The organism is Pontibacter fetidus (genome assembly GCF_010119545.1).
In the GTDB taxonomy this organism is placed as follows: domain Bacteria; phylum Bacteroidota; class Bacteroidia; order Cytophagales; family Hymenobacteraceae; genus Pontibacter; species Pontibacter fetidus.
Map to the genome: position 1 here is coordinate 108,959 of NZ_JAAEAA010000003.1, position 12,807 is coordinate 121,765.

At 43.7% G+C, this 12,807-nt stretch carries 12 protein-coding genes; 1 reads left to right on the forward strand and 11 read right to left on the reverse strand.

The genetic code is table 11. The annotated features are described in order from the left end of the window. Nucleotides 1–44: 44 nt before the first annotated feature. From GWO68_RS02930 to GWO68_RS02965, 8 genes are all read right to left on the reverse strand, one after another. On the reverse strand, nucleotides 45–932 hold the full coding sequence (locus GWO68_RS02930; protein WP_162344914.1) for a class I SAM-dependent methyltransferase: 888 nt from the start codon (nucleotides 930–932) through the stop codon (nucleotides 45–47). Beyond that, nucleotides 933–2,795: a tRNA uridine-5-carboxymethylaminomethyl(34) synthesis enzyme MnmG gene (mnmG, locus tag GWO68_RS02935; RefSeq protein WP_162344915.1), complete on the reverse strand. Its 1,863-nt coding sequence runs from the start codon at nucleotides 2,793–2,795 to the stop codon at nucleotides 933–935. A 66-nt stretch (nucleotides 2,796–2,861) separates the two neighbouring features. Next, the gene (ybeY, locus tag GWO68_RS02940) at nucleotides 2,862–3,290 is read right to left on the reverse strand and encodes an rRNA maturation RNase YbeY (RefSeq protein ID WP_162344916.1); all 429 of its coding nucleotides are present in this window, start codon (nucleotides 3,288–3,290) and stop codon (nucleotides 2,862–2,864) included. After that, nucleotides 3,274–3,699: an ATP-binding protein gene (locus tag GWO68_RS02945; protein ID WP_162344917.1), complete on the reverse strand. Its 426-nt coding sequence runs from the start codon at nucleotides 3,697–3,699 to the stop codon at nucleotides 3,274–3,276. Before GWO68_RS02945 ends, ybeY begins: the two co-directional genes overlap by 17 nt. Before the next feature lie 35 nt (nucleotides 3,700–3,734). After that, a complete protein-coding gene (locus tag GWO68_RS02950) occupies nucleotides 3,735–7,046 on the reverse strand; it encodes a DUF4175 family protein (RefSeq protein ID WP_162344918.1) in 3,312 nt (1,103 codons plus the stop codon). Between the two features lie 147 nt (nucleotides 7,047–7,193). Then, nucleotides 7,194–7,955 carry an exodeoxyribonuclease III gene (locus GWO68_RS02955; RefSeq protein ID WP_162344919.1) on the reverse strand — a complete coding sequence of 254 codons (762 nt, stop codon included), beginning with the start codon at nucleotides 7,953–7,955 and terminating at the stop codon, nucleotides 7,194–7,196. Between the two features lie 94 nt (nucleotides 7,956–8,049). Next, nucleotides 8,050–8,400 carry a hypothetical protein gene (locus GWO68_RS02960; RefSeq protein ID WP_162344920.1) on the reverse strand — a complete coding sequence of 117 codons (351 nt, stop codon included), beginning with the start codon at nucleotides 8,398–8,400 and terminating at the stop codon, nucleotides 8,050–8,052. Between the two features lie 82 nt (nucleotides 8,401–8,482). Beyond that, nucleotides 8,483–8,830 (reverse strand): carboxymuconolactone decarboxylase family protein, encoded by a 348-nt coding sequence (locus GWO68_RS02965; protein WP_162344921.1) that lies wholly within the window; start codon nucleotides 8,828–8,830, stop codon nucleotides 8,483–8,485. A gap of 89 nt (nucleotides 8,831–8,919) precedes the next feature. Between GWO68_RS02965 and GWO68_RS02970 the strand changes: the two genes are divergently transcribed. Beyond that, nucleotides 8,920–9,606 carry a ComF family protein gene (locus tag GWO68_RS02970; RefSeq protein WP_235941917.1) on the forward strand — a complete coding sequence of 229 codons (687 nt, stop codon included), beginning with the start codon at nucleotides 8,920–8,922 and terminating at the stop codon, nucleotides 9,604–9,606. Between the two features lie 199 nt (nucleotides 9,607–9,805). Here GWO68_RS02970 and GWO68_RS02975 read toward each other — a convergent pair whose 3' ends face one another. From GWO68_RS02975 to GWO68_RS02985, 3 genes are all read right to left on the reverse strand, one after another. Next, nucleotides 9,806–10,285: a DUF4265 domain-containing protein gene (locus tag GWO68_RS02975; protein ID WP_162344922.1), complete on the reverse strand. Its 480-nt coding sequence runs from the start codon at nucleotides 10,283–10,285 to the stop codon at nucleotides 9,806–9,808. 72 nt (nucleotides 10,286–10,357) lie between these two features. Then, entirely contained in the window at nucleotides 10,358–11,602 is a 1,245-nt protein-coding gene (gene gldJ / locus GWO68_RS02980) for a gliding motility lipoprotein GldJ (protein WP_162344923.1), read from the reverse strand. Between the two features lie 63 nt (nucleotides 11,603–11,665). After that, a complete protein-coding gene (locus tag GWO68_RS02985) occupies nucleotides 11,666–12,679 on the reverse strand; it encodes a PorP/SprF family type IX secretion system membrane protein (RefSeq protein WP_162344924.1) in 1,014 nt (337 codons plus the stop codon). Between the last annotated feature and the right edge of the window lie 128 nt (nucleotides 12,680–12,807).

Here is a 12,807-nt window from a genome sequence, read left to right on the forward strand (position 1 = left end):
CTTTCGCTTGCCTTTTCCACCATATCGTTAGGTTCTTTTTATACTTATTTTCTTTTAGCTACAAATATCAGACTGGAGTAATCGTTGCCATTTTTCTCTGCATAGCTATTCGATTTAAAACCATTTACTACACTGCTGATCATTTTAGTTTTACCTTCTTTATGCTTTTCGCTCAGCATGCTTACATAGTACGCATCAAACTTCATGGGCAGCACTTCCTCCAGTTGCATTTTATGCTTCTTTAAAAAGCGCTTCATGGTTGGCTGCGTAAAATGATACAGGTGGCGTGGCACATCATATGCTGCCCAGTTCTCCTTATACTCTTTTGCGTCGTGCGAGTCTGCATTTGGCACCGCAATTATAAGAACACCATCTTCCGTTAGATGCGAGATCAGTTGGCTTATAGTTTCATTCAGCGTGTGGATATGTTCTAGTACATGCCAAAGCGTTATTACGTTAAACTTGCTATTTGCCAGTTCTGCTATGTTTGTAGCTATAGTTATCCCCACAGATGCAGCTGCCATTTCACGGGCTTTATCGTTCGGTTCTATCCCCTGTACATTCCATCCATCTTTTCTGCAAGCCGTTAGAAATACACCAGTTCCACAACCATAATCCAATATACTTCCTTTGCCCGGAGCATATCGGTTTATCAATTCAACTTTCTGCTTGGTAGTAATAGAGCGTACCACATGGTAAGCCCTGTTTATAATTCCGGTTTTAGTGTTGCTGTGTGAAATATAGTCTTCGGATTCGTAATAACTTCCTATACTTTCTACATCCGGGCGCGGATTTGTAAACTTGAATGTACAGTTCTCACACTCTACAATTACAAAGCTCTCCTTTGAAACCGAGTTATCTGTTACTACTAAAAAGTTTTTGAATTCTTCTTTGCCACATATCGGGCAGTGCTCCAGTCTTTCGTAGCTCATTTATTTGCCTAAGTATACCATCAATACTGAAATATCAGCCGGAGAAACGCCACTTATTCTGGATGCCTGGCCTATAGTTTCTGGCTGCACCTTAAATAGTTTTTCTTTTGCTTCTGCTGATAAAGCAGGTATGTTACGGTAATTGATCTTGTCTTTTATGATATAGTTTTCGAGTTCGCCCATCTTCGCAGCCATCGTATGTTCTTTTTCAATATAGCTTTCATACTTCACTGCTATTTCGGCCTGCTCTATACTATCAACTTTAAACTTACTTAAATATTCTCTAACAGATGGTATAGCTTCTGCTATATGTTGGATCTCTATGTTCGGACGCTTGATCAATTGGCCGGCTCGCTGCTTTTCTATGATCGGTGCAGAACCTAGCTCCTCCAACTTACTGTTGATATCTCCCGGCTCGATTGGCTTATTATTTAAGTAAGCGATGATTTCGGCTGTTTCCTCTATCTTCTTTTCCACAGCTTTTAACCGGCTTTCATCAGCTAAACCAAGTTCATAACCCAGCTTTGTTAGTCGGATATCGGCGTTGTCCTGGCGTAACAGAATGCGGTGCTCTGCTCTTGAAGTGAACATACGGTATGGCTCTTCTGTACCTTTATTTACAAGGTCATCAATTAATACGCCGATGTAAGCTTCTGATCTTTTCAGTATTAATGGCTCCTTGTTATTAATCTTATTATGAGCATTTATACCTGCCATCAATCCCTGGCAAGCTGCTTCTTCGTAACCGGTAGTCCCGTTTATCTGGCCTGCAAAGTATAGGTTCTCTACCAGCTTGGTCTCTAATGTCAGGTTGAGTTGGGTCGGTGGGAAAAAGTCGTACTCGATTGCATAACCCGGACGGAACATTTTGGCATTTTCGAAGCCTACGATTTTACGCAGCGCTTTTAATTGCACATCCTCTGGTAACGAGCTCGAGAAACCATTTACATAGACTTCCACAGTGCTCCATCCTTCCGGCTCCACAAATATCTGGTGGCGGTCGCGGTCAGCAAAGCGGTTAATCTTATCTTCTATACTTGGGCAATAGCGCGGGCCTAATCCCTGAATACGTCCCTGGAACATCGGAGACTTTTCGAAACCAGTTTTCAGGATCTCGTGTACTTCAGAATTGGTATAGGTTATGTAGCAGCTGCGTTGCTGGGCAAGCGGAGTAGTTTCGGTGTAAGAGAATTTAGATGGGTTCTCATCTCCGAACTGTTCCTCCATTCGGCTATAGTCAAGCGAGCGGCCATCTACACGCGGTGGTGTTCCGGTCTTCATGCGGCCAGCTTCAAAACCCAATTCAACCAATTGTTCAGTCAACCCTTTTGCTGATTTTTCAGCTGCGCGGCCACCACCTAACTGGCGTTCACCGATGTGGATAATACCATTCAAAAATGTGCCATTCGTTAAAACAACAGCTTTTCCACGTATAGTTATCCCCAGGCTTGTGCGTACTCCAACTGCTCTTCCCTGCTCTACTTCTATACCTGTCACCATCTCCTGCCAGAAGTCAACATTCTCAGTTTGCTCTAGTGTCAGGCGCCAGGCTTCGGCAAAACGCATGCGGTCGCTTTGCGCACGTGGACTCCACATAGCTGGGCCTTTTGATTTGTTCAGCATTCTGAACTGAATCATGGTCTGGTCGGTAATGATACCACTCATACCACCTAGTGCATCAACTTCACGAACAATCTGCCCTTTTGCCACACCACCCATTGCTGGGTTGCACGACATTTGCGCAATCGTGTTCATGTTCATGGTTGCTAGCAGCACCTTTGAACCCATTTTTGCAGCAGCAGCAGCGGCCTCGCAACCTGCGTGGCCTGCTCCTACAACTATAATATCGTATTCTGGAAACATGTATTTCTGAAATTAGAGATGTTTCACGTGAAACATCAACAAGAGATTGGTAATTCCTTTTTGCGATTAAAATTTACGCAAAGATAAGCAAGAATCTTCTTGTTTACGCATAAGTGCTTCCTGCTCATTGGTCTTATCTTTAAAACCAAGCAAATGAAGTACACCATGAATAAGGACGCGGTGAAGTTCGTCCTCGAAAGGTATTCCTAAAGTTTGGGCGTTATCGCGAACCCGATCAATGCTAACAAAAATATCACTTTCAACTACGCCTTCTTCGTCGGCATTGTCAAAAGTGATAATATCTGTGAGTGTGTCGTGGTCTAAATATTCTACATTTATCTGGTGCAGGTAATCATCAGAACAGAAAATGTAAGTTAAACCAGCCAGCTCAAAATTATGTTGCTCAATAATAGATGCAATCCAATCAGCTACTTGCTCCGGGTTCGATAACGAAAATTCTATGTCTTCGCTATAAAACTCAATTGGATGATCCATTCTGTGGCATATCGATGTTAAATTTCAACTGTACTTTTTTACCCTGATCAAAGAAGTTTACTTCGTCGCAAAGGTTGCGCATCAGGAAAATACCACGGCCACCTGGGTTCTCCAGGTTCTCAGGAGCAGTTGGGTCCGGAAGGTTCTCATAGTCAAAGCCCGGACCTTCGTCTTCTACTTCAAACAACAATTGGTTGTCTTCTACCTGTAGGGTAAGGTAAACGTTTTTGTCTTTATCAAACTTGTTTCCGTGTCGGATAGCGTTATTCACAGACTCTGTCACAGCAACCATAATGTTGCCATAAATATCATCTTCAAACTCGAATTCTTCCTTTGAGTTGTCTATAAAACTTTCAATTACGCGGATGTTTTCGATTAAGGAAGGAATCTGAATTTTAACTTGATTCATATTAATCTTAGGTATGTAAACTATTAGGTGCTTTTCTAAAATTTAGTGCTCTGAAAATACTCGTTTACCTTTTGCTTATAGTACGGCGACAAAGCAGGAGGTATAGTTTTAAGTAATTCAGTTTGCTTTTGTTTTGCTTTCAGGTACTTCTCAAACGATGGTGGAAGTTTACGTGCTATATCCTGTGCCGTTTTAGCTTCCCGTTTATTATCAAGCTCCCGTTCCTTCATCGACTTCTCAGCCTGTAATAAGCGGGTCAGGATCTCGCGTTGCCGCATAATCGTTTGTTCGGTCAAACGTTTATTAACGAGATCAGTTTCGCTTTGTTCCATCATCTTGCTAATATTTCCGAGTTCGCCCTGTTTACCATTTTCGCCGGGTTTGGTGCCTTGTTTCTCCATTTCACGAAGGGCGTTTCGGAGAGCCTCCTGCTCAGCAGCTAATTTAGCTAATTCTTCAGACAGTGCCTTACCTGTTTTGCCACCTTTTTTCAAATCTTCTATTTTTTTATTCAAAGCGTCCTGCATTTCGCCTAAACCACCCGGTTTTTTTTGATTTCCCTTCTGTTTTCCGGCCATTCCGCCCTGCATATTCTGCATGGCCTGCTGCATTTGCTTCAGGGCATCGTTCAGCATCAGCGCCAGGTTGTTCATACTTGTCATGGCAAGTTGTTGTTGCGCGGTGGCCTTACCTACATTTCGGTCACGAAGTTCGCGCATGCTGTTGTCCATACTCTGGTTCATGGTGGCTACTTCGCGGGTCACGAAAGACTGTATCTGGAATACCTTTTTAGCTAGCGAGAAAAGGCTGTCTTCAATTACCTTGGCATTGTCGCGCAGGTTAAGCTGCTCCTGCGAGAGCGCTATAAAGCGTGGGTCGCTCTGGTTCACACTTCTGAAAGATTTCATAACCGCTTCCTGATCGAATGACAGTTTGATCAGGTTTTCCAGTATGTCGCGAAGATGATCCAGGTTTTGCTGCATGCCGGCCATACTCATGGAGTTCATCATCTGGTCCATTTGCTTGGCCATCTGCTTCATTTGCTGTCCGGCTTTCTGCTGACTTTCGCTGGCTTTTTTATTTTGCTGCTTCTGTAGCTGGTCCTGGCTTTTCTGCATTTCCTGATCTATCTGCTGCTCACCCTGCTCCTGCTGCTGTTCATCCATCGAGTTCGGGTTTTCCAGTTTATCGTTCAGGTCTTTCAGTTCGTCCATTTGCTTCTTCACTTCCTCGAACTGCTCCTGCAGTTCTTTCTGCTCCTGCTGCAACTGCTTGTTGTCCTCCTGCTTCTGATCCGTTTTTTGAGCTAGCTTCTCCTGTTCCTGGGCCATGTCTTCTAGCTTATCTGTAATGTTGTCCAGCTTTTGCTCAAATTGTAGCTGCTTGAATAGCTCTAATGCTCGCTCCAGTTCGCGCTCCAGGTTCTTTTCGCGATTGTCTAGTTTGCTTAGCAGTTTTTGCAATTCAGGGTCGTTTGCTTGTTTCTCCTGTAGTAGCTTCTCCAGTTCTTCGTATAGTTTCTTGGTTTCCGGGTCAAGCAGGTCGTTCATTAGTTTTTGCAGTTCCTGCGCTTTTCCGGCCAGTTGCTTGTCCTGTTCGCTGAGCATATTCTGTTTTTGATTCAGCTCATCAAACATTTCTTTCATGGCGGCCAAGTCCTGCTCCAGTTGCTTTTTCTTCTCTACCAGGTCTTCCAGTTGTTTTTTATCTTGCCAGTTAAGGTCGCGCTTGGTCTTCATTTTTTCTTCAGACTTAGCTAATTCTTCCTGCAGTTTGTTGGCTCTCTCAAGCGATTTACTGATCTGACTACCTACAGATTGCGCATTATTGTTCAGTTCTTTTTCCAGGTCGCGTTTGGTTGGTACTTTTAACTCGAAGGTGCGGGTGCGGGCATTTTTTGGACCGTGTATGCCATCATTATCCCAAACCTGCACAAAGTACTCGAGCTTATCGCCAGGCTGCATGTTAAGTGCGGCTGTATTCCATTGGTAATAATATGCCTGGCTAACCTGGCGAGGCGTTAAAGGCAGAGCTATAGTTTTATATCCAGCTTTCGGGTTAGCTGGCTTACTTACTTTGTAATGAATTGCTAGGCGAGACAAACCATAGTCATCAGAAACGTTACCACCTAATACCAGGAAAGTATAGAGGGCTGTATCCTTAAATTGCTCTAAAGAGATCTGTGGATGTTTATCTGTAATAGCAGAAATCTGGTATTTAATATCCTCTTTGTTAGCGCTATAGTTGTTTTTGAGCTGTATGCTATAGTTCTGGCTTTCGTTTATCTTCTTACTGGTAGTAAAGTTTTCGTCGTTTTTTGAGGCTTGCAGTTGCTGTGTCGGATTATCGAAAGTTAGTTTTATACTTTCAGTTTCAGCGGCTTTAAAGTTCCACGTGATCCTACTCCCCTCCGGCACAGTAGCATTGCCCGTGTTTTCTATCTTTTCGGGTTTGCGGTTCAGGTATGCGGGGTAAGTAACCTGTAGTTCAAAGTCTTTTAGTATGGGTCTTGAGATCAAATCTAAAGTATAGGTATCCGACATAAACCCAGAGCCTTCCAGTTCGAAATCGATTGGTTTAAGTGGTTGTTTGAACGTATAAGTATAGTTGTTGCCAGCAGCTTTCTGTAACAATTGCCGGCGACCGTTATAGTTAATGTATACTTCTTTGGGTATAGCCTCCCCTTCTATAGCCACTTTCAGTTCAAAATCCTCACCTCTAAATGTCTGCAGCTCGCTGTTCTTAATCTCGAAAGTGAATGGCGCTATGGGTGCATAAAATTTCTTATAGTGGATGATGCGCTCTGTGCCCTGCACAAAAATAGATGGATATACCAATGCAATTAATAGAGCAATAACAGCTGGCAAAGCCACATACTTAACTATAGGCTTATTCTCTTTATAGGTAACGGCATCTTTAAACCGGAAATGCAGCAACTGTCCTGTGCGTTGGTTTATACTTGCCGCGATAAGTTCGTTTGTTCTGTCTAGATTGTTTAATTGTATGGCATTCAGTAATTTATCTTTTATTTCGGGGTAATAACTACCAACACGTAAGGCTGCCTGCTCATCGGACAAAATCTTGCTTAAATTGGTGAGAGCTGCAACAGGCATGGCGATCCAGCGCACGAAAGCGTAGATGATAATGCCTATAAAAGAGAAGAGAAGTATAGCCCGGACTGCCTGCGGAAAGTAAAAGAGGTACTCGAGTAAACTATAGATGATATAAATGGAAAGTAACAGGCCGACAGCAAATAAGCTGCCCCGCAGCAACAGGTTCAGGTAGAATTTCTTCTTGAACGCCTGCAGCTGATGCATCAGTTGGGTAAGTGCATCCTGTTCTCTCATAGGTAGTTGTTACTATAACGCTAACGAATTTGAGCGGTTACAGCTATAGATAAAGCAAGAGCACCTAATTATCTGTATATGAAACTATAAGATTGATAATCAGGTGCTCTACATATAACTATAAAGTCAGGTACTTTGGTATGTGCCTCAGTCTATTTCCAGTAATACCGGGCAGTGATCAGAATGTTTGGCTTCGGTAAGTATAGCCGACCGTTTTAGCCTGTCACTCAGGTTAGTAGTTGCCATGTTGTAATCAATACGCCAGCCCAGGTTCTTGGTGCGTGCGCCGGCGCGATAACTCCACCAGGTATAGTTGTGCGGCTCTTTGTTAAAATGCCTGAACGTATCTGTAAAACCGCTATCAATAAATTTGCTGAGCCAGTTACGCTCTTCCGGTAAAAAGCCCGAGCTCTTGGCATTCGATTTCGGGTTATGGATATCGATGGGTTGATGGCAGATATTATAATCGCCGCTAACTATAAGGCCGGGCAGCGTTTGCTTCAGGTCGCCCATGTACCCATAAAAGTCATCCATCCACTGAAACTTAAAACCCTGACGCTCCTCCCCGCTCGAGCCGGAAGGCATGTATACGCTCATCACCGAATAATCGTCGTAGTCTGCACGAATTACACGGCCTTCATTATCATAGCAATCCATACCGCAGCCAATCTCTACATGGTTTGGTTTAGATTTTGAAAGTATAGCCACACCACTATAGCCTTTCTTAACAGCCGGGTGCAGGTACACGTTGTAACCAAGGTCTTCAAAAACAGCACGGTCAAATTTGTCTTCGCAAGCTTTTATCTCCTGCAGGCACAGCACATCAGGGTTCGCCGCTTTTACCCAATCCTGAAAACCCTTGCTAATGGCGGCGCGAATGCCGTTAACGTTGTAAGTAATAATCTTCATTTAAATCTTTGACTAGATGACAATGGACTTAATGACAAAAGACCCTTAACTATAGTTCTTTGTCTTTCATCAGGAAAATCCTTTGTCGAAAATTTTAAAGTTGATCTGCTTGGGTAAAATATTCCAGAATATGCCATTTCAGCATTTTTTCCTGCTCTTTAAGGTTGGCAAACGGAATTGGTTTTACAGCGCGGTAATGAGGCCAGCCATCTTCGTCAATCTTTTCCAGTTCGTAATACCCCGACAAGCTGAAAACCTTACAAGTGGCGATGTGCATCAGGTCCTGCTTTTCTTCTTTGGTAAAATCAGTAATGCCTTTGCCGAGCTCCTGTATACCGATTAGGAAAAGGATGGTGTTTAGGTCAGGCTTTTTCCCGAATTGCTTCATCATAAAAGCCCGAAGCTGCGTCCATCTATGTTCTAAGTTATCTGATTCTTCTATCATAAGTTAAATTGCTGCATGGCTAAATTGTTAAATGGTTTTATACTTTGGAGTTCAACAATTTAACCGTGCAACCATTACACAATTAAGCTTTTTGCGCTTTCAGTTCTTCCCAGTATTCTACAGCCCTTCTAAAGTGCGGGATCACGATGGAGCCGCCTACCAGGTTAGCGATGGAGAAAACCTCGAATACTTCTTCATCGGTAACGCCTTCTTCAAAGCTTTTGCCTAAGTGGTATTTAATGCAGTCGTCGCAGCGCAGCACCATAGAGGCAACCAGGCCCAGCATTTCTTTGGTTTTTACATCAAGTGCTCCTTCTGCGTATGTGTTGGTATCTAAGTTAAAGAAACGCTTGATCACTTTATTGTCGTATGACATGATGCGCTCGTTCATGCGCGAGCGATATTCGTTGAATTCTTCTATTTGACTCATTGTTGAAATTTAATTAGCTGAAAAAGCTTAAGTATAAGTATAAAATTACGGCAAAAAAATAACAATACCTTAACCACTAAGCCCCTACTATGTTTCAGGACCTGCTTGCGCTATTTTTCCCGGAAAGTTGCTTTGCCTGTAATAAAGTGTTGGTCAGGGGCGAGCAATTTATCTGTACCGATTGCAACATAAAGCTCCCCTACACAGACTTTCATGAGCATGGGGCAACAGAGCTAAACCCGTTGCAACGCAGATTTTGGGGCAAGGTGCCGGTAAGGTTTGCGTTCTCTTATTTATACTTCCGCTCGAAGGGGCGTGTGCAACGGTTGCTGCACCAACTAAAGTATAAAGGAGCAAAAGACCTTGGCGAGCATTTAGGGCAACGGTATGGAAGCATATTACAGGAATATCAGTATCACGACCAGTTTGATCTTATAGTTCCGGTGCCCCTGCACAAACTAAAACTTCGGAAGCGCGGCTATAACCAGTCGGAGCATTTTGCGGTGGGTTTAGCTTCCGCTATGAGCGTACCTACAAAAGCAGATGTATTGAAAAGAACTATAAACACCACTACCCAAACACAAAAAAACAGATTGAGTCGCTGGCAAAACGTGGAGCAGGTTTTTGAAGTTACCAAACCCGAACAGGTAAAAGGCAAACGTATACTTATAGTTGATGATGTGCTGACAACCGGAGCTACCCTGGAAGCCTGTGCTGTTACGTTATTAGCCGCCGGAGCCTCCGAAGTAAGTATCGCAACTATAGCTGCCGCTTAAACTATAGTTTTTGTCCGATGCCCTCGCTTGCGTCCCGCGAGTGTAAGCTATTTTGCGGACTCCGGCCGCTTTGTGCTATAGTTTACTTATTATACTTGCCAAGGAACGTGGTGGGACGCCACTGGTAACTCACACTCACGGGACGCGAGCGAGGACACTTTAGTCTTATGTCATCAAGTCCTTTGTCTGGTTGTCCAAATTATCCTTCCGTTTGTTTACGGTGCACGTCAGATAAACTAGGCTCGGCGTATTCTATCTTCTCTTCCCCTTCCAGTTTGTCCAGTTCGGTTTTTACCTGCTTATAGTCTACATCATCCGGAATATCCATTACAAAAAAGTCATCGTTCACTACTTCCGACACGCAACGCATCTTACTAAAAATATCACGTATATCGTCCATAGCTATAGTTTCATCGCTCATCACAACTTGTATAGTTGAGTGTCCACTGTAGCTAACTGTTTTCTGGTAAACCAGCTGTTTTGTTTCCGGGTCTATATCAGCAAACACAATATCGTTAGAAGCTATCAACGAAGTATAGAACGGAATACTATCGATCTGGTAAAGGCGGTTTTCCTTATCCAGCACAAAAGCCCAGAGTGGTTCTTCTATTTCCTGTTCCAGCAGGTCGCTAAAACTTTTAAAGATAATCTGTACGTGTTCAGTAGTTTCTTCTTTCATGGGATATGTATAAAGAATAAAGCCCGGATGTTGGTCCGGGCTTTAAAACTATAGTTTGGTTTGAATTACTTCTTAGTGGTTTGAACCAGCATTGATCATAGCGCAACGGAAACCGATAGTTGCAGTTGATGAATCCTGCGTCATGAAACGACGTGTGCCCGGAGATAACCAGTAAGCAACGTCTTTCCAGGAACCGCCTTTGTAAACGCGAACCTCATCGTTGATCAGGGAGTGGAAGTCTCTTGCATCTGAGTTAGCATAGTTCTCTTTCTCATCCAGGAAACCATCTCTACGGAATGGGTTCAGGTCTTCAACGTCTTCAAAAGAAAGCGGACGGTAAACGTCTTGCACCCATTCGTTTACGTTACCAGCCATGTTATACAGACCGAAGTCGTTTGGTGGGTAAGCATAGATATAATCTGTGATCATCGCACCGTCGTTCAGGGCACCGGCAATACCGGCATAGTCACCACGGCCACGCTTAAAGTTAGCCATAAACTTACCCATTTGTCTGCCATACGGGTTACGTACCTGGTGGCCATCCCAAGGGTAAAGTCTGCGGTTGTTCTGGTTTTCGTCTTCAGAATATTGTGTACCGATCATCGCCTGTGCAGCATATTCCCACTCCGCCTCTGTTGGGAGACGATAGTTCGGAAGCACGTAGCCCGACTCGATAGATGGTTTTGCGCCTTCAGCAGGTGCAGCTTCTTCGCCACCTTTCTTTCGGCCAAAAAGGCCTCTTCTGCCACCACCGCCTTCAGCTTCTTTAGCCAGGTTTTCATTAACCTTGGCTGTACGCCAGATGGCATAGTTGTTAGCCTGTAACCAGCTTACACCTACTACCGGGAAAAAGCGGAAACCAGGGTAACGCAGGTAATATGTTACATAAGGGTCGTTGAAAGAAAGCTGACGCGACCAAACAGTTGTATCTGGTAAGGCAGCCTGGTATACTTCCGGCACCGAATCCTGCTTAATGTAGTGCAGGTACTCCAGCCAGTGAATATTAGCTACTTCAGTTTCATCCATATAGAAAGATGCTACCGTTACTGTACGCTCGATATTGTCGCGCGTCATAGCAACGTCTTCTTCCATAGAACCTAGCACAGTACGGCCACCTTCAATAAAAATCAATCCCGGACCACCCTGAATATCAGCGTAATCCTCTACAGCGAAAGCTTTTTCATCTTCGCCATATTCTATACCTGTGGCGGAGCTGTAGTCTCCCGGGTTTGTGCTGGTAGGCTGTCCTCCTCTATTGCAGGCAGTGAGAAGCAAGCCTCCCATAACTACAGCCGATAAATACTTAGCAAATTTCATAAAATAGCACCCAATTTAGATAAGGTTCTTGTAACGTAATTTAATGTGCAATTATAATTAAAATTAGAATGCCGGACAAACAATGCCTTGGCTTATTTTTGACCGCGAGCGGCTTCGGAACACTTTATTTGTATCAAGTCGTTCAAAAATGATAGAAATTTCGGTGGCCCCTCCGCTTTGCCGGTAAAAATCGCTTATTCCAACGTCGTGGCTAAAGCCCACTTTTACCTGGTTTAGCTGCAGCCCTGCTATTACGGCAAGTGCTTTTTCATTGTTTGTGCCGCCAGTTAACGGTACTCCTTTATATAATAATCCTAACGAAACAGGAGAATAATTAGTGTATAAGCCCGCATCCAGCCGATTAAAATTTTTCTGATGTGTAAACGTAGCCGTCGGGGAAATGCTGAACGCTGCTGCCCTGTCGTTGGTTCGGTAGCTGCTAACGTAAAATTTGTAGCCCGTGTTTGCCGTAAAGCGTATTGGTAACGAAGTTTTTTCTCCGAAGCCGTAAGCAGGCTTGTTTAAATGCGCTGCCGAAAGGCCCAGCCATAGTTGGTTGGTATATAGTAAAGCACCGGTAGTAAAGCTAACATAATTTGTTGGCTCAAAGGAGTTTGCTTCTGCTGAAGTAACAGCTACCTGCCCGTTGTCGCTGAGCTGATCGCCGAAAACAAGGTTGTTATAGTTTATACTTAGGCGGGCCACAGTAGTTTGCAAGCCTGCTGACAAAGCCAAATTATTGGTTAAAGGTGTGTGGTAAGCATAGCCTGCTGAGGCAGCCAGTTTTTGTAATCCGCCAATGCCGGCCTTGTCCTGCTGCAGCACCAAACTAATTGCACTTTTTGTATTCGGGAGCAATAAATCGGCTGCTAACTGGTTGGTAACAAAGGCTCCGTTTAGTGCAGGCCATTGGGTGCGATGGTTTATGCTCACGCTCCAGTCGTGGTTTAAACCGGCAAAAGCAGGGTTTAGGTATAGGCGGTTAGCGTATTGCTGCGAGAAATGCACATCCTGTGCAGATGCCACAAAGCACCACAGGCAGGCTACTATACAAACGAACCGCTTTTTTAAAAACATACTTTATAGTTGATCAGAACAGGCAAAAACCGAAAAATTATGCGTTGCTATACTTTGCCTTTAAACTTTTGCATAGTTTTGGCTATACCTTTACAGTATACACATTATTAATAAGATACCCTTACCTA